Origin of the sequence: Allobosea psychrotolerans, assembly GCF_002917105.1 — a bacterium.
In the GTDB taxonomy this organism is placed as follows: Bacteria; Pseudomonadota; Alphaproteobacteria; order Rhizobiales; family Beijerinckiaceae; genus Allobosea; species Allobosea psychrotolerans.
Genome location: NZ_PQFZ01000009.1, coordinates 55,615 through 79,423 on the forward strand (window position 1 = coordinate 55,615; position 23,809 = coordinate 79,423).

The 23,809-nt window shown below is 66.9% G+C and carries 22 protein-coding genes and 1 tRNA gene; 16 read left to right on the plus strand and 7 right to left on the minus strand.

Annotation, left to right across the window (positions count from 1 at the left end; genetic code table 11):
* Positions 1–18: 18 nt before the first annotated feature.
* A complete protein-coding gene (locus CYD53_RS16210) occupies positions 19–2,070 on the minus strand; it encodes a heavy metal translocating P-type ATPase (protein WP_103719133.1) in 2,052 nt (683 codons plus the stop codon).
* Positions 2,071–2,218: 148 nt separating this feature from the next.
* On the opposite strand from CYD53_RS16210, the gene CYD53_RS16215 reads away from it, so the two are divergent.
* The 3 genes from CYD53_RS16215 to CYD53_RS16220 all read left to right on the plus strand — a co-directional run bounded on the left by CYD53_RS16215 (position 2,219) and on the right by CYD53_RS16220 (position 3,774).
* Positions 2,219–2,548: a hypothetical protein gene (locus CYD53_RS16215; RefSeq protein ID WP_103719134.1), complete on the plus strand. Its 330-nt coding sequence runs from the start codon at positions 2,219–2,221 to the stop codon at positions 2,546–2,548.
* A 425-nt stretch (positions 2,549–2,973) separates the two neighbouring features.
* The gene (locus tag CYD53_RS30355; RefSeq protein WP_158516160.1) at positions 2,974–3,150 is read left to right on the plus strand and encodes a hypothetical protein; all 177 of its coding nucleotides are present in this window, start codon (positions 2,974–2,976) and stop codon (positions 3,148–3,150) included.
* A 36-nt stretch (positions 3,151–3,186) separates the two neighbouring features.
* Positions 3,187–3,774, plus strand: coding sequence for an SCO family protein (locus tag CYD53_RS16220; RefSeq protein ID WP_103719135.1), 588 nt, complete (start codon positions 3,187–3,189; stop codon positions 3,772–3,774).
* 108 nt (positions 3,775–3,882) lie between these two features.
* On the opposite strand, the gene CYD53_RS16225 is transcribed toward CYD53_RS16220, so the two are convergent.
* Positions 3,883–4,395, minus strand: a complete 513-nt coding sequence (locus tag CYD53_RS16225; RefSeq protein WP_103719136.1) for a DUF4142 domain-containing protein — start codon at positions 4,393–4,395, stop codon at positions 3,883–3,885.
* A 438-nt stretch (positions 4,396–4,833) separates the two neighbouring features.
* Between CYD53_RS16225 and CYD53_RS29970 the strand changes: the two genes are divergently transcribed.
* A complete protein-coding gene (locus CYD53_RS29970) occupies positions 4,834–5,133 on the plus strand; it encodes a hypothetical protein (RefSeq protein ID WP_146055938.1) in 300 nt (99 codons plus the stop codon).
* Positions 5,134–5,211: 78 nt separating this feature from the next.
* Positions 5,212–5,463, plus strand: coding sequence for a hypothetical protein (locus CYD53_RS16230; RefSeq protein ID WP_103719137.1), 252 nt, complete (start codon positions 5,212–5,214; stop codon positions 5,461–5,463).
* 143 nt (positions 5,464–5,606) lie between these two features.
* Here CYD53_RS16230 and CYD53_RS16235 read toward each other — a convergent pair.
* Positions 5,607–5,682, minus strand: a tRNA-Ala gene (locus CYD53_RS16235).
* Between the two features lie 197 nt (positions 5,683–5,879).
* Positions 5,880–6,278: a TIGR02300 family protein gene (locus CYD53_RS16240; RefSeq protein ID WP_103719138.1), complete on the minus strand. Its 399-nt coding sequence runs from the start codon at positions 6,276–6,278 to the stop codon at positions 5,880–5,882.
* 165 nt (positions 6,279–6,443) lie between these two features.
* On the opposite strand from CYD53_RS16240, the gene aroA reads away from it, so the two are divergent.
* The 3 genes from aroA to CYD53_RS16255 all read left to right on the plus strand — a co-directional run bounded on the left by aroA (position 6,444) and on the right by CYD53_RS16255 (position 9,357).
* A complete protein-coding gene (gene aroA / locus CYD53_RS16245; RefSeq protein ID WP_103719139.1) occupies positions 6,444–7,784 on the plus strand; it encodes a 3-phosphoshikimate 1-carboxyvinyltransferase in 1,341 nt (446 codons plus the stop codon).
* Positions 7,781–8,464 (plus strand): (d)CMP kinase, encoded by a 684-nt coding sequence (cmk, locus tag CYD53_RS16250; RefSeq protein WP_103719140.1) that lies wholly within the window; start codon positions 7,781–7,783, stop codon positions 8,462–8,464. Before aroA ends, cmk begins: the two co-directional genes overlap by 4 nt.
* A 77-nt stretch (positions 8,465–8,541) precedes the next feature.
* Positions 8,542–9,357: a DUF1194 domain-containing protein gene (locus CYD53_RS16255; RefSeq protein ID WP_103719273.1), complete on the plus strand. Its 816-nt coding sequence runs from the start codon at positions 8,542–8,544 to the stop codon at positions 9,355–9,357.
* 10 nt (positions 9,358–9,367) lie between these two features.
* Here the strand turns inward: CYD53_RS16255 and hrpB are convergent, their stop codons facing one another.
* The 3 genes from hrpB to CYD53_RS16270 form a co-directional block, all read right to left on the minus strand.
* Entirely contained in the window at positions 9,368–11,875 is a 2,508-nt protein-coding gene (hrpB, locus tag CYD53_RS16260; RefSeq protein WP_103719141.1) for an ATP-dependent helicase HrpB, read from the minus strand.
* 250 nt (positions 11,876–12,125) lie between these two features.
* Positions 12,126–12,914, minus strand: a complete 789-nt coding sequence (locus CYD53_RS16265; protein WP_103719142.1) for a class II glutamine amidotransferase — start codon at positions 12,912–12,914, stop codon at positions 12,126–12,128.
* A 218-nt stretch (positions 12,915–13,132) separates the two neighbouring features.
* Positions 13,133–13,612, minus strand: a complete 480-nt coding sequence (locus CYD53_RS16270; protein WP_146055939.1) for a hypothetical protein — start codon at positions 13,610–13,612, stop codon at positions 13,133–13,135.
* A gap of 157 nt (positions 13,613–13,769) precedes the next feature.
* On the opposite strand from CYD53_RS16270, the gene CYD53_RS16275 reads away from it, so the two are divergent.
* The 8 genes from CYD53_RS16275 (at position 13,770) to CYD53_RS16310 (ending at position 23,783) form a co-directional block, all read left to right on the plus strand.
* Positions 13,770–15,194, plus strand: a complete 1,425-nt coding sequence (locus tag CYD53_RS16275) for a sodium:proton antiporter (RefSeq protein ID WP_103719144.1) — start codon at positions 13,770–13,772, stop codon at positions 15,192–15,194.
* A gap of 179 nt (positions 15,195–15,373) precedes the next feature.
* Positions 15,374–16,363 (plus strand): threo-3-hydroxy-L-aspartate ammonia-lyase, encoded by a 990-nt coding sequence (locus tag CYD53_RS16280; RefSeq protein ID WP_103719145.1) that lies wholly within the window; start codon positions 15,374–15,376, stop codon positions 16,361–16,363.
* Between the two features lie 183 nt (positions 16,364–16,546).
* The gene (rpsT, locus tag CYD53_RS16285) at positions 16,547–16,813 is read left to right on the plus strand and encodes a 30S ribosomal protein S20 (protein ID WP_092173014.1); all 267 of its coding nucleotides are present in this window, start codon (positions 16,547–16,549) and stop codon (positions 16,811–16,813) included.
* 795 nt (positions 16,814–17,608) lie between these two features.
* Positions 17,609–19,132 (plus strand): chromosomal replication initiator protein DnaA, encoded by a 1,524-nt coding sequence (gene dnaA / locus CYD53_RS16290; RefSeq protein WP_103719274.1) that lies wholly within the window; start codon positions 17,609–17,611, stop codon positions 19,130–19,132.
* A gap of 151 nt (positions 19,133–19,283) precedes the next feature.
* Positions 19,284–20,399 carry a DNA polymerase III subunit beta gene (gene dnaN, locus CYD53_RS16295; RefSeq protein ID WP_092173020.1) on the plus strand — a complete coding sequence of 372 codons (1,116 nt, stop codon included), beginning with the start codon at positions 19,284–19,286 and terminating at the stop codon, positions 20,397–20,399.
* Between the two features lie 15 nt (positions 20,400–20,414).
* Complete coding sequence (recF, locus tag CYD53_RS16300; protein WP_103719146.1) at positions 20,415–21,542, plus strand: DNA replication/repair protein RecF; 1,128 nt, start codon at positions 20,415–20,417, stop codon at positions 21,540–21,542.
* Between the two features lie 215 nt (positions 21,543–21,757).
* Positions 21,758–23,083: a methyl-accepting chemotaxis protein gene (locus CYD53_RS16305; RefSeq protein ID WP_210202358.1), complete on the plus strand. Its 1,326-nt coding sequence runs from the start codon at positions 21,758–21,760 to the stop codon at positions 23,081–23,083.
* A gap of 85 nt (positions 23,084–23,168) precedes the next feature.
* The gene (locus tag CYD53_RS16310; RefSeq protein WP_103719148.1) at positions 23,169–23,783 is read left to right on the plus strand and encodes a LysE family translocator; all 615 of its coding nucleotides are present in this window, start codon (positions 23,169–23,171) and stop codon (positions 23,781–23,783) included.
* The last annotated feature ends 26 nt before the right edge of the window (positions 23,784–23,809 follow it).

The window sequence follows — 23,809 nt, forward strand, 5'->3', positions numbered from 1 at the left end:
GGCGTCGTCGTCCCGTGGTCAGGTCGGCATTCTGGTCGCCGTCGACGCCCCCGCATCGGCTCGCGGCATCCTGGGAGACAACCTCATCTTGTCCGCGGCTGGGAGCAGCCGCGCCGAGTTGGAGATGAAGATCAATTCCGATGAGACATGGATGAAGGCGGCCAAGAGCGGGTTCAGGAAGCCGAACGCGGCAAGGGCGATGCCGAGAGCATCGACGGCGATCGTGCCGGAGAAGTTCTGCCAGATGACGCCGCGCGTGCGCTGGGCGATCCGAACCGTCTCGACGAGGCGCTCCAGGTTGTTGGCAAGCAGGACGATGTCGGCGCTCTCCTTGGCGACATCCGTACCCGAGCCCATCGCGATCCCGACGCTCGCGGCCGTCAAAGCCGGCGCGTCGTTGATGCCGTCGCCAAGCATGGCGACCTTGGCGCCGGACGCCGCCAGCGCCCGCACGCGCTCCAGCTTTTGCTCGGGCAGCATGCCGGCCTCGACCGTCCCGATCCCAAGGCTGGCGCCGACGCGCTCGGCCACCTTGGCGTTGTCGCCGGTCAGCAGGATGGTGCGGATCTTCATCGCGTGCAGGGCCCGGATAGCGTCTGCGGCCTCCGGACGCACCTCGTCGGCGACGGCGAAGGCCCCGGCATAGAGCCCGTTGACCGCGACGCAGATCTCGGAGGAGAGGGCGTCGCCCGCGCGGCCGGCGGGAACGTCGATCCCCTCGGCCTGCAGCAGCTTGACGCTGCCGATCAGGATGCGGTCATCGCCCAGCCTTGCCGTGACACCACGTCCGAGCGTGTAGTCGAAGCTGTCGGGCTCCGGCACCGCGATATCTCGAAGGCGGGCCTCCGCCACGATCGCCTTGGCGAGCGGGTGCTCGGAGCGGAGTTCCGCCGATGCCGCCAGCCTGAGCAGGTCGGCCTCCGTGCGGCCGGCCGCCGGATGGATCGCCGAGACGCGCGGTTCGCCGAAGGTCAGGGTGCCCGTCTTGTCGAGCACGATCGTGTCGATGCGGCCGAGCATCTCGAGATGCATGCCGCCCTTGATGATTGCACCGTTGCGCGCCGCGCGGCCGATGCCGCCCAGTACCGCCAGAGGCGTTCCTGCCGCGACGCCGCAGGCGCCGGCGACGATGATCACCGAGATCGTGTCGCGGATGTTGCCGGTGAGCAGGTAGGTTACGATCGCCGCGGCGAAGGAGAAATAGACGAGATAGCCCGCCAGTTGATCGGCGAGGCGCTGGACCGGAGCGCGCGACTGCTCGGCGTTCTCGATCGCATCGATGATGCGCCCGAAGCTGGTGTCGCGACCGATCCGGTCGACCTGGATGTCGAGCGCGCCAGACTGATTGATGGAGCCGGCGAAGACGGCATCCCCTGCGCTACGCTTGACCGGCATGGATTCGCCGGTGATGCGCGCCTGATCGACATAGGAGAGGCCCGACTTCACGACACCGTCGACAGGAATGTTCTCGCCGGGCGCGACAAGGACGCGGTCGCCGACGACGATCATGTCGATCGGGACCAGCGAGATGATGCCGTTGCGGCGCACGGTCGCCTCATGCGGCATGACGTCGATGAGGTCGGCGATCGCGGCCCGCCCGCGATCGACAGTCAGATGCTCCAATTCCTCGGCTACGAGCACGAAGAAGGTCACGACCAGTGCCGTGAAGAACTCCGAGATCGTGGCGGCGGCCAGGATGGCAATCGACATGGAGAGTTCCATGGTCATCCGCCGCTCTTTGATGTTCTCAAAAGCCTCGCGCAGGATCGGCCAGGCGCCAAACAGCAGGCCCGCCGAGCCCACGACATCGACGCCGGCCACGCTCCCGCTCAGCCCGAACCAGACCAGCGCCGCCGAGACCGCGACGACCGCAACCCGCAAGACCTCGACGGTCTCGACATCATGGCCAAACAGGCTGAGCGCCCGTGGAATCCGGTCTCCGATCCAGCCGGGCGAGTGCTTGGCTTGCTCGGCCGCGCTCGCCGAGCAGGTCGATTCGAAGGGCCGGAAGCAGGTGCAGGGCCGCGCGCTGGCGGGGCAGAGCGGGACGGAAGCAGCGACGGTCGTCATGGCGGAATCATCCTGGTCGAAAGGATGCCTGGCTGGCTCACGCAACCTAGTTTGGAATTATTCTAATTACAAGGAGTGCTTCACTTTGACGAGGCCTCCTCGCATTGTGGCGATCGCTGGCGCGCGGTCACCACAGAGGAGAGAACCGATGAAAGAGGGAGGCTTGATTTTTGCCGGTGCCGTCGCGGCGCTGACGTTTTGCACGATGAATCCGGCCTATGCGGATGCGATCGACGGTGCCTGGTGCTCCGAGAATGGGCGGCGCTTCACAATCGAGGGCTCCGCCGTGACGACGACCAAGGGAGTGAGGCTGTCGGGGAACTACACGCGACATACGTTCAATTTCATCCTGCCGCCCGAAGAGGCCGATGCCGGCGCTGCCGTCGATATGGTGCTGCAAGGCGAGACGCAGGTGCGCGTCACGATCGGTTCAGCCAGCGCCCAGACATGGCGCCGTTGCTCGCCCGGCATAAGTTAACGCGCCAGAATCGTCGTGATTTGAGATGGGATAGGTTGGTACAGCCGACTGCCGATTGCCCCTTCGGAGTTCTCACTCGGGCACGGAAGCAATGACGGCGTCTTCCTTGTTTTTCAGAGCGTTCAGGACCGTTCGTCAGGTTCGAATCCTCTCCCGGACAGCCTGGGGATAAGCAAGCCACGAGTTGGTGCATTGTGACGGCACGCCATTGTCCCAGCATTTCACCAGCTTGATGCGGCCGTTCTCACCGGCTCTCGTGAGCGTCAGGGACCGCACGCGTTTCGCATCGAACACTCGGCATCGTTTCCCAAGCCGAATGTCGTCGGTTCGATCCCGATCGCCTGCTCCAATCCTCCCTAAACGCTCATGACCTGCGTCACGGACGCCGCTTCCGGCAGCGGCCGCGCGGGGGTATGAGTCAGCGCATGACGCAAGCGCAGGACGATCCGCAGCAGGATACGGCCCCGCCGTCGCGAGCGGGCATCCTGCTGCTCGCCGGCGGCGCGCTCGGCCTGCTTTTGACCGGGCTCTTGCTGTGGTGGCGCGAAGGCGACCGGCTTTTCACCGACGGTCTCATCGCCGCCCTCGTCGCCTGCTTCTGAGCCCCTCCCAAACGCCCTGAAACCGGATCGCCCGCCGTGCAACGCCGCCTCATCCTGCCCCTGATCGTCTTTCTTCTGGGGGCGCTTGCGCTCGCTGCGGCTGCGATTCTCACCTTTTCGCCGACACGGCAGAATCAGACGGGAACGGCGAGCGTCGGCGGGCCATTCTCGCTGACGACCCCGGACGGCAAGACGCTGACCGACAAGGAGCTGCGCGGCGCGCCCTTCCTGGTCTTCTTCGGCTTCACCCATTGCCCCGACATCTGCCCGACCAAGCTGTTCGAGATTTCGGAGACGCTGCGCGCCGCCGGTCCCAAGGGCGAGAAGCTGCGCGCGCTCTTCATCAGCGTCGATCCCGCGCGCGACACGCCGGAGACCCTGAAGAGCTATCTCGGCAGCTTCGACCCGCGCATCATCGGACTGACCGGCGACCAGGCGGCGATCGACGCCACGGTCAAGGCCTATCGCGCCTATGCCAAGAAGGTCCCGCTCAAGGATGGCGACTACACCATGGACCATACCGCGCTGGTCTATCTGATGGGCAAGGACGGCAGCTTCATCGGCGCCTTCAACAGCGAGCGGCCGCCGGCGGAGGCCGCGGCGGAGTGGCTGCGGCATCTCTAAGGCTCGCGCCGCTGCGCGCGGCCATGGGCGACCCTGTTCCGGACGAAGCGGTCGGCCCAATACGCCTGGAACGCCCGCCGGGCTCAACCTTCGGCGCGTCGGCTGAAACTAGGCCGGCAGCTTGTTCATGAGTTCCAGCTGAGCCAGGTGCTCTTTGACATGGCCGCGAATCAACATCGCGATCGAGCGATGAGTCTGATTCTTGCCATTGGTCAGATAGACCTCCTGAATCTGCAGAAGCCGCTGGTGCCCCTCGACCTGCCCTTTCACATAGGCCTTGTCGAATTCCGGACCGGACGGCATCGCCTTCAGAATCTCGACCATGGCTTTCGCCTCGGCCGTCAGGGGTGGCGGAGCGGTTTCCGACATGCCGGTGGCCGCCTTGACCACGGATGCCACCACCTCTTGCTCCGCCGACTCGAACTGGGCAAATCGCCGGACATACGCATCGACGCCCTTGGTGGCAGCCGCGCGGCTTGCCTCCAGCGACATCGCGCTCGCTTCCAGGGTTTCCGCCGCATGCTTCTGTTCAGGTGAAATCCCGGCCGGCGCTCCTTGTCCAAACGCCGCCGAGGGGAGAGCAGACACCATGGCTGCTTGCAGAAATGACCGGCGATCCATGAAACGCTCCCCAGATTAGCTAAAACTCAAAAGGGCTGAACGTCCGCCGGCGCTTAATGTTCATTTGCGCGCGAAACCTGGCATCCGCAGGTTCCGGTCCTGCCCAACCCGACCTCAACTGGTGAGGCTGCCTGATTGCGACGGATGCCGCCCCGGCCACCATTGGGAGGGGACGGACCGGGGCGGCAAGGCTGCGCAAACGCGACGCCCGATCGGCTAGTCGCGGCAGAACCGGAACAGGTTCACAAGGCACGCCACATTCTGGAGCCGGCGCCTGAAGCGCTTTCGAGCGAAGTGGGCACCGGTTCGCGTGAAGGAAGCGCCTTCAATGAAGGGCTGGCGGCCATGCCGAGCGTCGTGGCCGCACAGGCTGCTGCCTCAAACGTGCCAGCATCGATGTAGCCTTTCGACATAAGGCTGCCTTCGAGGGGCGGGAGGATGCCGGGCGAAACTCCAGAACCGAACGTTGTCGAACATGCTGCTCGCCATGCTGACACTGATGATGAAAGCCGTCAGGCGCCGGCGGGCGCGGTCCAACCGGCGGCGCCGGCGTTAGAACGCTTTCGCGCGAGCGACCCTGCCGGATCGGAGATTGCTCCAGATCCTTGTTTTGACGCGTTTTCTTCAGGCGAACCGGTATCCACTTCGCTCGAAGAACGCTCCAGCCGCAGCCAGGCACCCGCCGTGAAGACGGCGTTGGCTCGGGATTTGCTGCTGATGCCCGGCGAGGCTTCTTAAGGCTCGGGTAACCATGAAGCGTCACTTTTGAGCGGATAGAGGCCACCCCCGGCGCAGAGCCACCTTGGGAGTGAAGTCATGGATGCCTTTACGATGGTCATCATGGCCTGCGTGTCGGGGGAGCCGACCTGCACGGCAACGCGAATCAGCGAGATGGGCTTCACCAGCGTCGAAGCCTGCGAAGCGCGGATCGACGACATCACGCGCTCCATGACCAAGCAGCTCGCCACTCATGCGGAATTCAAGGGGCGCGAAGTGACCTATGATGTCTCCTGCCTGGACAGGACGCAGCTCTGGCGCAAGCTCGGTGTCGCGCAGGCCGATACCTAGCCGCGGACGTGAGGCGCGCGGCGTGCCGGCTGATTCTCCGGAAACCTTCACCAATCTTGATCGGTCGAGGGTAAAGGCTGGAATAGTCCCGGTTGATCCCGGGCAATCCCGCCGCGTTCCAGCTATTCAGCCTGGAGAAGAGATGGTGGAGCCAGGCGGAATCGAACCGCCGACCTCTTGAATGCCATTCAAGCGCTCTCCCAACTGAGCTATGGCCCCACGCTAGCCGGCTGATTTGGGGGTCAGCCGGGATATTCCCGGGCGGTCATTCCTCACCTTTGCGGCGATCGACCGTCCCGTCCTTGTCGCCGCTGCGAGCGGCGAAGCGCTCTATAGGCAGGAGTGCGGGAAGACTCAAGCGCAGAATGTCGCGCGATCGTCATTTCTTCACAGCCCCCGCCAGGCGGGCAGACTCCTCAGACGTCCTCGTCGCCCTCGATGTCGCCATCGATCAGGTCGGCGACGTCGTCATCGCCTTCCTCGTCTTCCTCGAGGAAGGTGTCGTCCTCGGCGGCGATGTCGTCGTCCTCGACTTCGATATCGTCCTCGCTGGTGACGACGGCCTCCTTCTCGGTGGCTTCCGCATCGGCCTCGTCGAGCGAAACGAGTTCGACTGCGCCGTCGGCGACCTCGATCTCGTCCTCGTCATCGGCGGGCTTGGCGGCAACGGCCGCCGCCTTCGCCTGGGGCTCGAACATGGAACGCGGGAACGCCTGCCCGGTATAGGGCGAGACGATCGGATCCTTGTTCAGGTCGTAGAATTTGCGGCCCGTCGTCGGGCAAACGCGCTTAGTGCCAAGTTCCGGTTTCGCCACTGCGTCGGACCTTCAATCATTCATGTTCTGAAAAGCAGGCGCGTCCGTTAGTCGGGGCAGGCGGCCCTGTCAAATGTTGATTTCGCCCCGAGGGGCGCGTGACGCCTGGCCAAGGCTCATGCTAGGCAGCCCGCGCTTCCCTCAGACCAGCCGGCAGAGACCAAAGTGGCCCACGCGCAGCCCCAGATCCCCGTCACCGCACGCAGCAGGGGCCCGCTTGCAGGGCGCGTGCGCGTGCCCGGCGACAAGTCGATCTCGCATCGCTCGCTCATCTTCGGCCTGCTCGCGATCGGCGAGACGGTGATCAGCGGCCTGCTCGAGGGCGAGGACGTGATGCGCACGGCCGATGCCGCGCGCGCGCTCGGCGCGATCGTCCATCATGACAGGCCGGGCAGCTGGCGCGTCCGCGGCGTCGGCGTCGGTGGCTTGCGCGAACCCCGTGGCGTGCTCGATTTCGGCAATGCCGGCACCGGCTCGCGCTTAATGATGGGCGTCTGCGGCGCCCACCCGATCACCACGATTTTCGACGGCGACGCCTCGCTGCGCAAGCGCCCGATGCGGCGCATCCTCGACCCGCTCGAACTGATGGGCACGACGATCGTCGCGCAGGAGGAGGGCGGGCGCGTGCCGCTGACCCTGCGCGGGCCGAAGGAGGCCGTGCCGATCACCTATCGCACGCCGGTCGCCTCGGCGCAGATCAAATCCGCCGTGCTGCTGGCGGGCCTTGCCGCTCCCGGCGAAACCACCGTGATCGAGACGGAGGCGACGCGCGACCACACCGAGACGATGCTGAGGCATTTTGGCGCGGATGTCTCGGTTTCGCCGGATGGCGCGCATGGACGGCGCATCGTGCTCAAGGGCCAGCCCGAATTGCAGGCGGCGCCGATCGTGGTGCCGGCAGACCCCTCCTCGGCCGCCTTTCCGCTGGTCGCGGCCCTGATCGTGCCCGGTTCGGACATCCTGATCGGGAGCGTGATGACCAATCCGCTGCGCAGCGGGCTCTTGACCACCTTGCGCGAGATGGGCGCGGATATCAGCGTCGAGAGCGAGGCGAATGAGGGTGGCGAGGCGGTCGCGACGCTGCGCGTGCGGGCCGGCGCCCTGAACGGCGTCACGGTTCCGCCCGAACGCGCGCCCGCGATGATCGACGAATATCCGGTGCTGGCGGTCGCGGCCTCCTTCGCCACGGGCACGACGCGGATGCGCGGCCTGCAGGAGCTGCGCGTCAAGGAATCCGATCGTCTGGCCGCCGTCGAGGCCGGGCTGAAGGCCGCCGGCGTCACCTGCGCGATCGAAGGCGATGATCTCGTCGTCGAGGGCCGCGGCGGCGAGGTTGCCGGCGGCGGCCTGGTCGCGACCCATCTCGACCACCGCATCGCGATGAGTTTCCTGGTGATGGGGCTGGCGACGCGGCGACCGATGACGGTCGATGACGGTGCGATGATCGCGACGAGCTTTCCGAGCTTCGTCGCCCTGATGAACGGGCTTGGAGGCGACATCGCATGAGCCGCAACGATGGGCGGGAGCGGCTTGTCATCGCGGTCGACGGTCCCGCCGCCTCCGGCAAGGGCACGCTGGCGCGCCGGCTCGCCGCGCATTACGGCCTGCCCTATCTCGATACCGGACTGCTCTACCGCATGGTCGCCAGGGCCGTGCTCGATGCAGGCCACGACATCCAGGACGCGGATGCCGCCGCGGCGATCGTCGCGAGCTTCGATGAAGCCGCCTTTCCCGAAGACAGCCTGCGCGGGCGCGAGATCGGCGAGGCCGCCTCCGTCGTCGCGGCGATGCCGGCCGTGCGCAGCGGCTTGATCGCGCGCCAGCGCCGCTTCGCCGGGCAAGCCGGCGGCGCGGTGCTGGACGGGCGCGATATCGGCACGGTGATCTGCCCGGAGGCGCGGGCGAAACTCTTCGTCACCGCTACGCCCGAAGTGCGCGCCGCCCGCCGCCATCGCGAGCTGGCGGGACGCGGCGAGCCTGCCACTTTCGAAGGCATCCTGGCCGATATCCGCCGGCGCGACGCGCGCGATTCCGGCCGCAGCGACGCTCCCCTCAAGCTGGCGGAGGACGCCGTCCTGCTCGACACCTCGGCCCTGACCATCGAGGAAGCGGCCGCGGCCGCGATCGGCATCGTCGATGCCCGTCGCGCCAATCCAGGTCACGAGAATGCGATAATAAGCGACTGAGCCTGCCCAGCTTTCGCCCTTGGCGGGAATAGAAACGAAGCGCACACTGCCGTCAGCATAAGATGACGGAGGTGGCGATGCGGCGTTGGCTGTTCGGTCTCTTGAGTCTCGCGGCGGCGGGTCTGCTGACCGGCACGGCGCCCAGGGCGCAGCAAGCCGCCGCGCCCGCCGAGGAGGTCGATGTCGCGCTCGTCCTGGCGCTCGACGTGTCCTATTCGATGGATATCGACGAGCTCGCCCTGCAGCGAAACGGCTATATCGAGGCCTTCCGCTCGAAGGAGCTGCACAATGCCATCGCCAAGGGGGCGATCGGCAAGATCGCCGTGACCTATTTCGAATGGGCCGGCGGCGACTTCCAGCACATCGTCAAATCCTGGACCATCATCGACACGCCGCAATCGGCGCTGGCCTTCGCCGAGGAGCTGGGCGAGGCGCCGACGCGGCGCGGCCGGCGCACCTCGATCTCAGGGGCGATCGACCTCGGCATGGCGCTTCTGGAAAAGTCCAACGTCACGGCGATGCGCCGGGTCATCGACATCTCCGGCGACGGCGCCAACAATGACGGGCGGCCCGTCACCGCCGCGCGCGATGAAGCCGCGGCCAAGGGCGTCAACATCAACGGCCTGCCGATCATGCTGAAGCAGGCGAGCTATTTCGATATCGACAACCTCGACGTCTACTACAAGGACTGCGTGGTCACCGGTATCGGCGCCTTCGTGATCCCGATTCGCGAGCGCCATCAATTCGTCGATGCGACGCGGACCAAGCTGGTGCGCGAGATCGCCGAGATGCCGCGTGATGGCGAGGCGCTCGTCCAGAAGGCGCAGTCGACTGGCCAGAATCCGAGCTGCCTGGCGGGCGAGCGGCAATGGCGCGACCGCATGGGGAATTGAGGCGGCCGTCTCACGTCCCGCGCGGCTTCGCCCTTGTCGTCGGCGGAGCGGCGGCCGGGTCGTCCGGCCAGGGATGGCGCGGATAGCGGCCCTTCATCTCGGACTTCACCGCTGACCATGAGCCGCGCCAGAAGCCAGGCAGATCGCGGGTGATCTGGATGGGCTTGTGCCCCGGCGACAGCAATTCCAGCACCAGCGGCACGCGCCCGCCGGCCAGCGCGGGGTGGACGGCGAGCCCGAAGAGCTCCTGCACCCGCACCGAGATCGTCGGGCCGGCCTCGGCGGCATAGTCGACCGCGAGGTTGGAGCCAGTCGGCGCAACGAAATGCGTCGGGGCTTCGGCATCGAGCCGGCGTTTCAGGTCCCAGGGCAAAAGCTCGGCCAGCGCCGCATCGAGATCGGAGGCCTGGATCGCCGCAAGCGAGGCGCGTCCCAGAAGGTGCGGCGCGAGCCATGTCGCGGCGTCGGGGCCTAGACCCTCATCCGTCAGGTCGGGCCAGGGATTGTCGCCGCCCGAGGCGAGCATCGCCCTGCGCAGGAAGTCGACGCGCTCGCGCAGTTGCATTTGCGCCTTCGTCCAGGGCAGGAGCCCGATGCCGAGCGTGGCGATGCCCGCGGCGAGCGCCGTGGCATTGTCCAGGGATGCGTCGACCGGCAATGGCCGTTCCGCCAGCAGCAGCGCGCCATAGCGCCTCACGGCGCGGACACGCAGCGCCCGCGCAGCCCGCTCGAACGTGACCTCGCTGCGCTCCTCGATGGTGAAAGGCGCGAGCCCCTCGCCCGCGAGCCAGAGGATGTCCGCCTCCGTAATCGCCACAGCCGCCATGATCCGCGCCTGCTGGGCGGCCCCGGTCATCTCCGCCACCACGAGCCAGGGCTCGCGCGCCAGCCGCTGGGTGGACTCCAGCGCCGCACCGCGGCCATTGGCGAGCAGATACTGGCCGGAGCCCGCGTTGCGCGCCTTGGCGATGCGGTCAGGATAGGCCAGCGCCAGCAGGAGGCCAGGCGACAGCGCCAGCTCCCGCAACTTCGGCCTCGCTTTCTCCGCGCCGCGCGCCCAGCCTTCGGCGAGCCGGCGCATATCGGCGGCGCGGCCGCCGCGCTCGCGGCCAAGGCGCTCCAGGCGCTCGGCAAGATCGATCGCATCGCCGCCCAGCCCGCGCTCGACCAGCAGCGCGGCGAGCTCGGCCGCCGGGCTCGCCTGGCCGAAGCCCGCGGCGGCCACGACCATGCGCGCCAGCCTGGGCGGCAGCGGCAGCGCCTGAAGCGCCTTGCCCTCCGGCGTGATGCGGCCATCGCCGTCGAGCGCATGCAGCGTCGTCAGCAGGGCGCGCGCCTCCTTCTGGGCGGGTGCGGGCGGCGCATCGAGGAAGGCGAGGCTCGTCGGGTCGGTCACACCCCAGGCGGCGCAATCGAGCAGCAGGGGAGCAAGGTCGGCGGAGAGGATTTCGGGCCGAGCGAAGGCCTCCAGCGCGCCGGTGCCGGCCTCCTCCCAGAGCCGGTAGCAGATGCCGGGCTCAGTGCGTCCGGCGCGGCCGCGACGCTGGTCCGCCGCCGCGCGGCTGACGCGGCGCGTCTCCAGTCGCGTCACGCCGATATCGGGCTCATAGACCGGCACGCGAGCAAGGCCTGAATCGATCACCACGCGCACGCCCTCGATCGTGAGCGAGGTCTCGGCGATGGCGGTCGCCAGCACGACCTTGCGGCGGCCCTTGGGCGCAGGCAGCACGGCGCGGTCCTGCTCGGCCTGATCGAGCGCGCCATAGAGCGGCGCGATCTCGACGGAAGCATCGCGGATGCGTTCGCGCAGGCGCTCCTCGACGCGGCGGATCTCGCCCTGCCCGGGCAGGAAGACGAGCAGCGAGCCCGCCTGCTCGTTCAGCGCCAGAAGCACGGCCTCCGTGACCTGGTCCTCGATGCGCTTCAGCGGATCGCGGCCGCGATAGCGGGTCTCGACGGGAAAGGCCCGCCCCTGGCTCTCGATCACGGGTGCTTCGCCGAGCAATCGCGCCACGCGCGCGCCGTCGAGCGTCGCCGACATCACCAGGATGCGCAGATCCTCGCGCAGGCCCGCTTGCGCATCGAGCGCCAGCGCCAGGCCGAAATCGGCATCGAGCGAGCGCTCGTGGAACTCGTCGAAGAGCACGGCCGCGACGCCGTCGAGCCCGGGATCGTCGAGGATCATCCGGGCGAAGACGCCCTCGGTGACGACCTCGATGCGGGTTTTCGGGCCGATCCTGGAGCCGAGCCGGACGCGCAGCCCGACCGTCTCGCCAACGCGCTCGCCCAGCGTCTGCGCCATGCGGTTGGCGGCGCCGCGCGCCGCCAGACGGCGCGGCTCCAGCAGGATCAGCTTGCCGCCCTTCGCCCAGGGCTCGTCGAGCAAGGCGAGCGGCACGCGCGTGGTCTTGCCCGCGCCGGGCGGCGCGACGAGGACGGCGTTGGGCCGCGCCCGCAGCGAGGCTGCGAGCGCGTCCAGGACGGCATCGATGGGGAGCTTCGTGTCGAAGGCGCGCATGACGCCTCGCCTGTGGCGCGACGGGAGGCGAAGCGCAAGCCTTGAAGCCGCGGCCGTCGAGCGAAACGCGGCATCCGGGCTTCCGGCAAGGCCTGAGGCTCGACCCTTGCTTGCAACAGGATGGGATTGCCCAAGGTCGGCAGGATCGCGCTTTCCGCTGAAGCCGGCCCGGCCTTCGAGAGATCAGATGTGTCCCAGAGCATTTTCTTCACGCGAACCGATGTCCACTTCGCTCGAAAATGCTCTGGCGTCAGGCCGCCTGCTTCAACCCGACCTCGAAGGGCGACAGCACGACTGCGCCGCTGCGCACCGTGACCAGCGTGTTGGCCGGCAGCGCCTGCCAGCAATCGCGCGCGGCATCGACCGGCTCGGAAGCGATGATGACGCTGTCGCCGCGGTCGCAAAGATAGAGCGTCGGCGGCTTGGGGTCGGAGGACCAGCGCACCGCATGGATGCTGTCGCCATCGGCAAGCGCCGCGGCGCAGCGCAAGGGCTCGCGAATGCCGGCCTGCTGCATCAGGGCGAGCGCTTCGCCCAGCGCCCAGGCCAGCGCTTCTCCAGGCGCCATTCCGTCAGTCATGCCGGCCAGGGTGAGCAGGAAGATCGCCTCGGAATCGGTCGTGCCGACGCGGACGCCATAGAGTGCATCCGGAATCAGGCTCTCCAGCTTGCGGCGGATCAGGCCGTAGCCGCCGATCTGGCCGTTATGCATGAAGAGGTGGTGGCCATGGGCGAAGGGGTGGCAATTGGCCCGCGTCGTCGCGGTGCCGGTCGCAGCACGGACATGGGCGAAGAAGAGACGCGAGCGGACCTGGCGCGCGATCGAGAGCAGGTTCTCATCCGCCCAGGCGGGCCTGACCTCGCGGTAGAGCCCGGGCTCGCGCCTGTCGCCATACCAGCCGACGCCGAAACCGTCGCCATTCGTGCCGGTCTTGGTTTCCTCGGCATGGAGCGACTGATGGATGAGCGAATGGCAGGGAGCCGCGACGAGATCCTCAAGAAAGACGGGCGCGCCTGAATAGGCGAGGAAACGGCACATGATCGGTCCCGAATCGGCCGCGGCCGGGATGCCGCTAGGAGGAGATTATTCTACAGAAATGAATGCCGGCATAACAATCGACCCATGCAGGCCATTCCGCACGCGCAGTGTCGCTGCGCAGATGCGGAACCGCGGACGAGAGGGTGTCCCGTCCTGACGACGGCCCCGCATCTGCACCGCACCAAGCTGAGCTGCGGCTGGCACGGGGCGACGACAGGCTACTCTCCGCAGGTGAAATCGAGCTTCGCGCTCTTGGTGCTGCGGCCGACCTTGACCTCGATATCGAGCGGCGCGCAGGTCGCATTGTCGAGCAGGAAGGCCTTGTGGATGCGCCCGCTCTCGCCGAACAGAAAGCCGCCATAAACGCGCCGCAGCAGGGTCTTCTCGCCGGTCCTGGCCCGCTGCTTGACCGTGATGGAGGCAAGGTCGCGGGCGATCTTGTCGGAGGATCTGGTGTTCTTCGCGCCGGTGAACACCAATGTCACCAGAACCGCATCTGCCGGCTCGCCGGCATCGCCTTCGCCGATGACCGTGTTGTGCAGCGCCTTGTTGGCGCCGATGAGATTATCCGAGAGCTTGCCGGAGCGTTCGAGGAAGATCTGGGCCCTGATCTCGGCGACCGAGACCTGGGCGAAGACCGGCCTGGCCAGGACCGGGACGAAGACAAGGGCCAGCACCACTGGCAGAAGCGCTCGCATCCTCGCAATCCCCTCGTCATCTGTCGTTGCGTCAACCGGGCCTATACTGATTTGGCCCTCGGTTGCTAGGCCTTCGGTCCTCGTCTAACCAGCTAGCGGCCGCTATGAGCCATGGGGCCGATGTGATGATGACAACCACGCGAAAAGCGGGCGGGGGATGGCCTTGGCGAGCTTTCTGACACGAACCGGCGCGGTGCTCGCGCTATGCCTGATCTCCAGCGCGGCGCTGGCGGCAGGCGATATCGGCGGCGCGACGATGGGAGCGGCCTGGGCGCTGCCCTTCGCCGGCATGCTGCTCTCGATCGCACTCGGCCCCGTGCTGTTCCCGCATTTCTGGGAGCTGAACTACGGCAAGTTCGCGGCTTTCTGGTCGGTGCTGGTGCTGGCGCCATTGGTTCTGTCGCGCGGCTTCGACCCGGCGCTGGGCGCGCTCCTTCATATGGGGCTGCTCGACTATATCCCCTTCATCATCCTGCTCTTCGCCCTGTTCACGATCGCCGGCGGCATCCTGATCATGGGCAATCTGCACGGCACGCCCGCGACCAACACGGTTCTTCTGGCGATCGGCACGCTGATGGCGAGCTTCGTCGGCACCACCGGCGCTTCGATCATCATGATCCGCCCGATCCTGCGCGCCAATGACGCGCGGCGCTTCAACGTCCATGTCATCGTGTTCTTCATCTTCCTGGTCTCCAATATCGGCGGCTCGCTGACGCCGCTCGGCGACCCGCCATTGTTCCTCGGCTTCCTGCGCGGGGTGAGCTTCTTCTGGACGACCACGCATCTGCTGCCGGAGACCGGCTTTGCCGTCATCGTGCTGCTGGCGCTGTTCTATGCGCTCGACAGCTGGTTCTACCGCAAGGAGGAGGGCCTGCCGCCGCTCAAGGACCCGACGCCGGACCGCGACATCAAGCTCTATGGCAAGATCAACATCGCCCTTCTGGGCGGCGTCATCCTCGCCATCCTGATGTCGGCAAGCTGGAAGCCGGGCATCGCCTTCACCGTGCACGGCATTTCGGTGGAATGGCAGAACCTGGCGCGCGACGTCATCCTGCTCGCGCTGGCGGGACTTTCGCTGAAGCTGACGCCGGGCCCCGTGCGCGCCGGCAATGAATTCAGCTGGGGGCCGATCAAGGAGGTCGCGAAACTCTTCGCCGGCATCTTCATCTGCATCATTCCGGTGCTGGCGATGCTGCAGGCGGGCCGGAACGGAGCCTTCGCGCCGCTGGTCGCGCTGGTCAGCCATGCCGACGGCACGCCCAACACCATCGCCTATTTCTGGCTGACCGGGGCGCTGTCCTCCTTCCTCGACAACGCGCCGACCTATCTCGTCTTCTTCGAGCTCGCCGGCGGCGATCCCAAGGCGCTGATGACGACGGGTGCACTGACCCTGGCGGCGATCTCGGCCGGCGCGGTCTTCATGGGCGCCAACAGCTATATCGGCAACGCGCCGAACTTCATGGTCTATGCCATCGCCAAGGACCGGAAGGTCGCGATGCCGAGCTTCTTCGGCTACATGCTCTGGTCGGGCGCGATCCTGATCCCGCTGTTCCTGGTGCAGACGCTGATTTTCTTCAGGTGAAGCGGCGATCTCGCCAGGCTCGGACTTGACCCGAGCGGCTCTTGCCGGGGGGCTCGGATCCCCGCGGCGTGTGCGTCGATCAACGCCACGCATGGCTGATGTCACCGTCTCTGACTTGAAGCGTGGCTGCCTGTGCTGGCAGATAGGGTTGAGACGATCACGCCGCAGGACAGATTTCCATGACCGACGCAGCCGCCAGCAAGCCCTCCCTGCCGACCTATGCCGATGTCGAGGCGGCGGCGCTGCGCATCAAGGGCGTCGCCCACCATACCCCGGTTCTGACCTCGGCCACCGCCAACAGGCGCACCGACGCCAGCCTCGTCTTCAAGGCCGAGAACCTGCAGCGCATGGGCGCCTTCAAGTTCCGCGGCGGCTATAATGCGATCGCCGCATTGTCACCGGAGCAGAAGCGCGCCGGCGTCGTGACCTATTCCTCGGGCAATCACGCCCAGGCGATCGCGCTGGCGGGCAAGCTGCTCGGCGTGCCCACCACGATCATCATGCCGGAGGATGCACCGGTGGCGAAGGTCGAGGCGACGCAGGCCTATGGCGGCGAGATCGTGCGCTATGACCGCTACAGCCAGGACCGTCTCGCGATCGGCGGCAGGCTCGCAGCCGAGCGCGGCCTGACCGTGATCCCGCCCTACGACCACCCTCATGTCATCGCCGGACAGGGCACGGCGACCAAGGAGCTGATCGAGGATGCCGGCCCCCTCGACATCCTGCTGGTCTGCCTCGGCGGCGGCGGCCTGCTGGCCGGGGCGGCCCTGGCGGCCAAGGCGCTGAATCCGGGCTGTCGCGTCTTCGGCGTCGAGCCCGAGGCCGGCAATGACGGCCAGCAATCCTTCCGCTCCGGCAAGATCGTCAAGATCGCGGTGCCCAAGACGATCGCCGACGGGGCGCAGACCTCCTTCCTGGGCGATCTCACCTTCCCGATCATCCAGGCCCTGGTCGAGGACATCGTCACCGTCAGCGACGCTGCGCTGGTCGAGGCGATGCGCTTCTTCGCCGAGCGGATGAAGCTCGTGGTCGAGCCGACCGGATGCCTGGCGGCCGCCGCCGCATTCACCGGCGCGGTGCCGGTCGCCGGCAAGCGCGTCGGCGTGATTCTGAGCGGCGGCAACGTCGATCTGGCGAGCTTTGCCCGTTTCATCGCGCCAGCCAGCTAAAACCTGCGGTCGTGCGCCATTCCGGCGTTGACGCCGGGCGCGGCAGCGACTATACGCCTGCCTCTCGCGACGGTCCGCGCAAGCAACGGCCGCCGCCCACGCATTTTCCATCACGGTCGCGGTCCGACCCCGCCAGGCATGTAGCCTGAGGCGAACGGACGCGATGAGAACGAGGACGTTTCGATGGCCAATACGACGTCGGCCAAGAAGGCCACGCGCAAGATCGCGCGTCGCACCGAGGTCAATAAGGCGCGCCGCTCGCGCATGCGCACCTTCCTGCGCAAGGTCGAGGAGGCGATCGCCTCCGGCGACAAGAGCGCCGCTGCCGACGCTCTGAAGGCTGCCCAGCCGGAGATCATGCGGGCTGCTCAGAAGGGCATCGTTCACAAGAATACCGCGTCCCGGAAGGTCTCGCGCCTGGCGCATCGGGTCGGCGCTCTCGCCTCCTGATTTTCGCTACTCCGCAGAGCGGATTTTCGACTGAAAAACCCGGCCGTGAGGCCGGGTTTTTTCGTTGGCTGCAAACCGGGCTGTGACCCGGCTGCTACAGCGTAGGGAATGATTGATTCGGATTGCTTGTCAGCAGGATTCTGCAATCTTTCCACGGCTTTGCGGGGTTGACTCTGGCGGCGCTCTGAGGGCGCAAAATCGACCTCTCCGGCGCTTTTGACCGCGCAGCGAAAGCGCTTATTTTTCATGAGTTTAGCGGGCAAAGGATTTGGCCCTCGGGATTCCCTCCGACTCTCCTCGGGCGGATCGCGCATTTGGAAAAAAAAGATTCGCCCCCGACGGCATGGGGCATCCGTAAAGAAAATCTTAAGTTCCACAACCAATTGCGCGGTGAATGCCGGTAGGTCAGGACCCCCGTTCCGGGCCTCGACTCTCGGAAGCCGGCTGAAGGGGATGTTGATCCCTTTCGAGAGCGCCCTGTAAGGTCATTTTCATCGCCGGGCGGACAGCAATGGCCACCGGGGATTTCCATAAGAAATGAGAGTGTTTTGGCTCGCAACCTAAGGGGGGTTGGAGGATGCGGCTCTTTGTCTTGTCAGGTTGAGATGAAGTGCGGCTTCGTCTCACGGCGGGCTTTCCAAGCGTAATCGACAAGAGCGAAGGCAGGTCCCCTGCGAGCGCGCAGCGTTCGTGGGAAGCCTGATCTATCGACCGGACAGTAGCGCCGGCGAGGCTGCCGCATTGCGGCGGTTCTCGCTCACGCGCGCCAAATTTTTCAAGAACGGGGCAACACACATGTTTGAACGGCAGGAGACGGCGGAAGCGATCGAGGCAGTGGCGGCGCCACTTCCTTTGGTTGCGGCCACGATCACGGAGACGACAGCCCCCCTGCAGGGTTCGCTCGGGGAGGCCTGGGATCGCGTTCGCCGCCGCCTGCGTGCGGAGCTTGGCGAGGACGTGTTCTCGAGCTGGTTCGCCCGGGTCGAGATCGGCGGGCTCGTCGACAGCGTCGCCTACCTGACCGTGCCGACCCGTTTTCTGAAGAGCTGGCTCGAGGCGCATTACGCCGAGCGCCTTCAGGTCAATTGCGAGGCCGAACTCGGCGCTGTGAACGGCGTCATCCTGTCCGTCCGCCAGGTATCGCGTGACAATGCGCCGGCCCCGGTGCGGGAGACGGTCGCCGCGCGTCCGCGCTCTGCGGTGGCTGCACCCGCGGCGGCTTCCGCCGAGGTCCGCCATGGCGAAACCGCGACGCCGTGCGAGCGCGACATCGTCGACGCTTGCGGCACGGTGCTCGACCGGCGCCTGACCTTCGAGAACTTCATCGTCGGCAAGTCGAACCAGCTCGCTTTCGCGGCTGCCGAGCGTATCGCTGCGGCTCCGGCCGGTTCGACGCCCTACAACCCGCTCTACCTTCATGCCGGCGTCGGCTTGGGCAAGACACATCTGCTGCAGGCGATCGCCCAGGAAGCGCGCCGCCAGGGCAAGCGCGTCGCTTATTTCACCGCCGACCGGTTCATGTACGGCTTCGTCGCCGCGCTGAAATCGCAGACCGCGCTCGCCTTCAAGGAGAAGTTGCGCGGCATCGACCTGCTCGTGGTCGACGATGTGCAGTTCATCCAGGGCAAGTCGATCCAGCAGGAGTTCGGCCATACGATCAATGCGCTGATCGACGCCGGCAAGCAGATCGTCGTGGCCGGTGACAGGCTCGCCAATGACCTCGAGGCCCTCGACGAGCGCATCCGCTCGCGCCTTGGCGGCGGACTCGTGGTCGAGGTCGGCGATCTCGACGAGACGCTGCGCGGCAAGATCCTCGGCGGCCGGCTGGCGGCGCTGCACGCGGCCCATCCGAATTTCCACGTCAATCCCGATGTCGTCGCCTATGTCGCTTGCGTCGTCGCCACCAATGGCCGCGATCTCGACGGTGCCGCCAACCGCTTGCTTGCCCATGCCACGCTGTCTGGCCAGGCGGTCACCCTGGAAACCGCCGAGGCCGCGATCCGCGATCTGGTGCGCACCCGCGAACCGCGCCGCGTCAAGATCGAGGACATCCAGAAGCTGGTCGCGACGCGCTACAATGTCAGCCGGGCCGATATCCTTTCGGAGCGGCGGACGGCGGCGGTAGTGAAGCCGCGCCAGATCGCGATGTATCTCTCCAAGGCGCTGACCCCGCGCTCCCTGCCCGAGATCGGTCGCCGTTTCGGCGGGCGCGACCACACCACGGTGCTGCATGCGGTGCGCAAGATCGAAAAGGCGATCACCGAGGATCGCATGCTCCATGACGAGGTCGATCTCTTGAAGCGCATGCTGCAGGAGTGAGCCGCGGGCATTGAAGCCCCTCCGCCCGCTTTGATTGTGATTGCCGGCGCGCCTGCCCTTGCGCCGGTGGCGCGCCTCCGGCAATGTCGCGGGCCATTCCGCCGCCCGCGCCTCCTTGGCCGGGCGCAATCACGCCAGAAGACTAAGAGATATGAAGGTCACGGTCGAACGTTCCACGCTGCTGAAGTCGCTGGGCCACGTGCATCGCGTGGTGGAGCGCCGCAACACGATCCCGATCCTGTCGAACCTGCTGCTCAGCGGAGCGGAGGCCGGCCTGAGACTCAAGGCGACCGATCTCGATATCGAGGTCGTGGAAACGATCGCCGCCGATGTCGCCGAGCCCGGCGCGACGACCGTCCCGGCCCATACGCTGTACGATATCGTCCGCAAGCTGCCCGACGGCGCGCAGGTCTCGCTCGAGACGACCGGCGAGACCGGGCTGACCTTGCGCTCGGGCCGCTCGCGCTTCCAGCTCCAGACCTTGCCCGAAAGCGACTTCCCGGACATCACCGCCGGCGAAATGGCGCATCGCTTCGTGCTCCCGGCCGGCGAGTTCAAGCGCCTGATCGACAAGACGCAGTTCGCGATCTCGACCGAGGAGACGCGCTATTACCTGAACGGCATCTATCTCCACACGCTCGATGTCGAGGGCCGCAGCCTGCTGCGCGCGGTCGCCACTGATGGCCACCGCCTCGCCCGCGTCGACACCGCAGCGCCGGCCGGCGCTGCCGGCATGCCGGGCGTCATCATCCCGCGCAAGGCCGTCTCCGAAATCCAGAAACTGCTGGAGGACGGCGAGACCGAAGTGGCGATCGAATTGTCCGCGACCAAGATCCGCGTCGCGACTCAGGCCGTGGTGCTGACCTCGAAGCTGATCGACGGCACCTTCCCTGATTATCAGCGCGTCATCCCCAGCGGCAACGACAAGCGATTGACCGTCGACAAGGGTGATTTCGCGGCCTCGGTCGATCGGGTCTCGACGATCTCTTCCGAGCGCGGCCGGGCCGTGAAGCTCTCCATGGCCGATGGCCGCATGACGCTCTCGGTCACCAATCCCGATTCCGGCTCGGCGACCGAGGAGATCGAGGTCGACTATGATGCGAGCCCGCTCGATATCGGCTTCAATGCCCGCTATCTCATGGATATCGCCGCCCAGCTCGATGGCGATACGGCCCTGCTCAAGCTGGCCGATCCCGGCTCGCCGACCGTGATCCAGGACCGCGAAGGAGCGTCTGCGCTCTATGTGCTGATGCCGATGCGGGTTTAGGCGGCGTTCAGCGCCGTGACCGCTGTCGCGCGCCTGATCCTCCAGGATTTCCGTTCCTATGAGGCCCTCGATCTGACGATCGAGGGCCAAATCGTTGCGCTCGTCGGCGAGAACGGGGCAGGCAAGACCAATCTGCTGGAAGCGCTTTCGCTGTTCGCGCCCGGGCGCGGCCTGCGCCGCGTCGACCTTGCCGACATGGCGCGCCAGGGCGGGCCCGGCTCTTTCGCGGTCTCGATCGCGCTCGCCGAAGACGGGCCGCGCTTAGGTCTGGGGCTGACCGAGCGCGACGGCGAGGGCAAGCGCAGCCGCCTCTCGCGCATAGACGGTGTCCCGGTCGGCTCGGCGCTGGCCTTCAGCGAGCATGTGCGCCTGGTCTGGCTGACGCCGGATGTCGACGGGCTGTTCAGGGGTGCCGCCGGCGACCGCCGCCGCTTTCTCGACCGGCTGGTGCTGGCCGTCGACCCGACGCATGCGACCCGCTCGAACGCGCTGGAACGCGCCTTGCGCTCGCGCAACCGCATCCTCGAGGAGACGCCGCATCAGACGCAATGGCTCGACGCCGTCGAGCGCGAGGTCGCCGAGCTCGGCGTCGCGGTCGCGGCCGCGCGCGCCGAGACGGTGGCGCGATTGAGCGCGATCATCGCGGAAACCCGCGACGACGCCTCACCCTTCCCCTATGCGGCGCTGGCGCTGGCGGGCGAGCTCGACACTCTGGTGGCGCAGCTGCCGGCGCTCGATGCGGAGGACGCTTACCGGTCCCTGCTGCGCCAAGGCCGGGCTCGCGACCGCGCCGCCGGGCGAACGCTGATCGGGCCGCAGGCCTCGGATCTCGAAGTCCGCCATGCGCCCAAGGACATCCCCGCCGAGCTGGGGTCAACCGGCGAGCAGAAGGCGCTCCTGATCGGCCTCGTGCTCGCCCATGCCAGGCTGGTCGCGGCGATGAGCGGCATTGCCCCGCTCGTGCTGCTGGACGAGATCGCCGCCCATCTCGATCCGCGCCGGCGGGCGGCGCTCTACGACGCCTTGCTCGCGCTCGGCTGCCAGGTCTGGATGACCGGCGCCGACCCGGCGCTGTTCACTGACCTGCCGGATGGTTCCCAGCGGATCAGGGTCGAAGCCGGCCGGGCGTTGCCCATGGCGTGATCGAGATCAGACGTGCAAATTGTGATCGGCGTGGCGATGATTGCGCCTTGGGGAGCGTTCCTCGCCTGCAAGGACGTGCGCAAGTCTCGGTTCCAGAGCGTTGTCGAGCGAGGTGGACACCTGTCTGCGGATACGGCAAAGCCGTCGTCATGCTGGCTGGGGCCGCGCCTCATGGTTGATGGGCGGTTAACCATTCGGCGCTAATGTCATGGCCCATGCAGCCATCCCCGAACATGTTCTCTGCGTCGGAGAAGGAGATTGCGAGCCGTCTGCTCGCGCTCCTCGCACCGTATTTCGATGCCTCGATCGAGAAGCTCTACAGTTCGACCTTCGGCCGCGACAAGCTTAACCAGGATCGCCAGCTCCATCGTGACGAGCAGGCCAAATACCGGCTGCTTTTCGCCCTGCAATTCGATGCCGATTACATTGCCGCCAAGCGGCGCATCGTCAGCCGGGCCAACCAGCACGACATCACCTTGGCGGACTATCCGCTGTTCTTCCTTGAGGATTTCTCCAACTTCCTGTCAGTCATTTTCGCGCGCTGGAAGCGGCGCTGGGGGCCGGTCGACGAGGCGCTGCGCGTGTTCTGCAAATTGATGCTGACCGACATTGCCTATTCGATCGCCCGTTTCGACGAGGCGATCGACCTGCAGACGGGCGAGCGCCTCAAGCTGGTCGAACAGGCATTTCGCAGCGGCATCGCCGAGCGCATCTCGGCGATCGAGGTCAGCATGGGCGACATTTCCGGGTTCTCCAGCGAGCTGTCGGCCAAGGCCGGTGAAACCCTGTCGGCGGTGGCCGAGACCCAGCGCAAGCCCGAGCAGGTGGCGGCCTCCGTAGCCGAGATCGTCTCCGCCACGCGTGCCTTCGGCGCGTCCTGCGCCGAGATCACCGTCGAGACCGCAACCTCCAGCCAGGCCGCGGATGAGGCTGGGGCGGACTGCGAGGGGATCGCCAGCAATGTCGCCATGCTCCGGCAGGCCAATGGCCGTATCGGCAGCGTGGTCGAACTGATCCGTAATCTCGCGGCGCAAACCAATTTGCTGGCGCTCAATGCCACCATCGAGGCCGCCCGCGCGGGCGAGGCCGGGCGCGGCTTTGCGGTTGTCGCCGCCGAGGTGAAATCCCTCGCGACGGCGACCAACAGCGCCACGGAGACCATTCGTCAGGGCATCGACGAAGTGGTCAATGCGAGTCTCGCCATCGATGAAGCCGTTGCCCAGCTCGGCAGCACCATGCAAGCGATGCAGGCCAGCGCCCGCCTTGTGGCCGAATCCGCGGCCGGTCAGGCCGGGCGCATCGAAGCCATCGCCGCCCAGGCCGAAGCCTCGTCGCTCGGGGTCGATGCAATCGCCCGCCATGCGGCGCTGATCGAGGGGCTTGCCGGAGAGGCTGCGGCGCTCGCTTACCACACCGACGAACGCATAAAGGCAACCTCCCGGCTGGCCCAGGAACTCGAAAGCTCGATCGCCGTCTTCCTTGGCGAGGTCGCGCAGGTGCGCGCCGACAGGCATCACGCGGTCGTACGCGAAGCGGTCTGATCGATCAGACCACGCAATGCGATGGGACCGGATGCGGCAAGGCTGCTAACCTCGGGGCGCCATCACGATAAGCGGTCGCGCGCCCATGGATTTTTCCAGCCTTCTGATTTTCGCCGGTGTCTATTTCCTCGCCGTCGCCTCGCCGGGGCCGAGCATTGCGGCGCTGGTGGCGCGCTCGCTCGCCACCGGCTTTCGCCGCTCGCTGCCTTTCGCGGCCGGCATCGTCGCGGGCGATCTGATCTGGCTCTCGCTGACCGCGCTCGGGCTCGCCGTGCTGATGCAGAGCTTCCACGGGCTGTTCGTCGCGATCAAATATGCCGGCTGCGCCTATCTGCTCTATCTCGCCTTCAGGCTGTGGAGAGCGCCCGCGGGAGCGCTGGAGCAGGCTCCGGCGGCGCGCGGCGAAGGCTGGCGCCTGTTCCTGGGCGGCATCACGCTGACGATGGGCAATCCCAAAGTCATCGTCTTCTTCCTGTCGATCCTGCCGCTGGTCGTCGACCTCTCCGCCCTGACGCCGCTCGCCTTCGCTGAGATCGCGGCGCTGATCACGGCGATCATCGGTTCGACCCTGATCGCCTACGCCTATGCGGCCGATCGGGCGCGGCGGCTGGTGGCGAGCCCACGCGCGCTGCGCAGGATCAACCGATTGACCGGCGGCGTCATGGCGGGGGCCGCCGCCGCCATTGCCATGCGCGGCTGAACCTCCGTGCTGCTGCTGGCGGCGGC

Coding starts and splice junctions, on each gene's coding strand:
- CYD53_RS16255 (WP_103719273.1), top strand. CDS start 8,542: ATGCGGCGTTGGCTGTTCGGTCTCTTGAGTCTCGCGGCGGCGGGTCTG.
- rpsT (WP_092173014.1), top strand. CDS start 16,547: ATGGCCAATACGACGTCGGCCAAGAAGGCCACGCGCAAGATCGCGCGT.
- CYD53_RS16270 (WP_146055939.1), bottom strand. CDS start 13,612: ATGCGAGCGCTTCTGCCAGTGGTGCTGGCCCTTGTCTTCGTCCCGGTC.
- dnaN (WP_092173020.1), top strand. CDS start 19,284: ATGAAGGTCACGGTCGAACGTTCCACGCTGCTGAAGTCGCTGGGCCAC.
- CYD53_RS16310 (WP_103719148.1), top strand. CDS start 23,169: ATGGATTTTTCCAGCCTTCTGATTTTCGCCGGTGTCTATTTCCTCGCC.
- cmk (WP_103719140.1), top strand. CDS start 7,781: ATGAGCCGCAACGATGGGCGGGAGCGGCTTGTCATCGCGGTCGACGGT.
- hrpB (WP_103719141.1), bottom strand. CDS start 11,875: ATGCGCGCCTTCGACACGAAGCTCCCCATCGATGCCGTCCTGGACGCG.
- CYD53_RS29970 (WP_146055938.1), top strand. CDS start 4,834: ATGCCGGGCGAAACTCCAGAACCGAACGTTGTCGAACATGCTGCTCGC.
- CYD53_RS16230 (WP_103719137.1), top strand. CDS start 5,212: ATGGATGCCTTTACGATGGTCATCATGGCCTGCGTGTCGGGGGAGCCG.
- CYD53_RS16305 (WP_210202358.1), top strand. CDS start 21,758: ATGCAGCCATCCCCGAACATGTTCTCTGCGTCGGAGAAGGAGATTGCG.
- CYD53_RS16265 (WP_103719142.1), bottom strand. CDS start 12,914: ATGTGCCGTTTCCTCGCCTATTCAGGCGCGCCCGTCTTTCTTGAGGAT.
- CYD53_RS16275 (WP_103719144.1), top strand. CDS start 13,770: ATGGCCTTGGCGAGCTTTCTGACACGAACCGGCGCGGTGCTCGCGCTA.
- CYD53_RS16215 (WP_103719134.1), top strand. CDS start 2,219: ATGAAAGAGGGAGGCTTGATTTTTGCCGGTGCCGTCGCGGCGCTGACG.
- CYD53_RS16210 (WP_103719133.1), bottom strand. CDS start 2,070: ATGACGACCGTCGCTGCTTCCGTCCCGCTCTGCCCCGCCAGCGCGCGG.
- dnaA (WP_103719274.1), top strand. CDS start 17,609: ATGTTTGAACGGCAGGAGACGGCGGAAGCGATCGAGGCAGTGGCGGCG.
- CYD53_RS16280 (WP_103719145.1), top strand. CDS start 15,374: ATGACCGACGCAGCCGCCAGCAAGCCCTCCCTGCCGACCTATGCCGAT.
- CYD53_RS30355 (WP_158516160.1), top strand. CDS start 2,974: ATGACGCAAGCGCAGGACGATCCGCAGCAGGATACGGCCCCGCCGTCG.
- CYD53_RS16225 (WP_103719136.1), bottom strand. CDS start 4,395: ATGGATCGCCGGTCATTTCTGCAAGCAGCCATGGTGTCTGCTCTCCCC.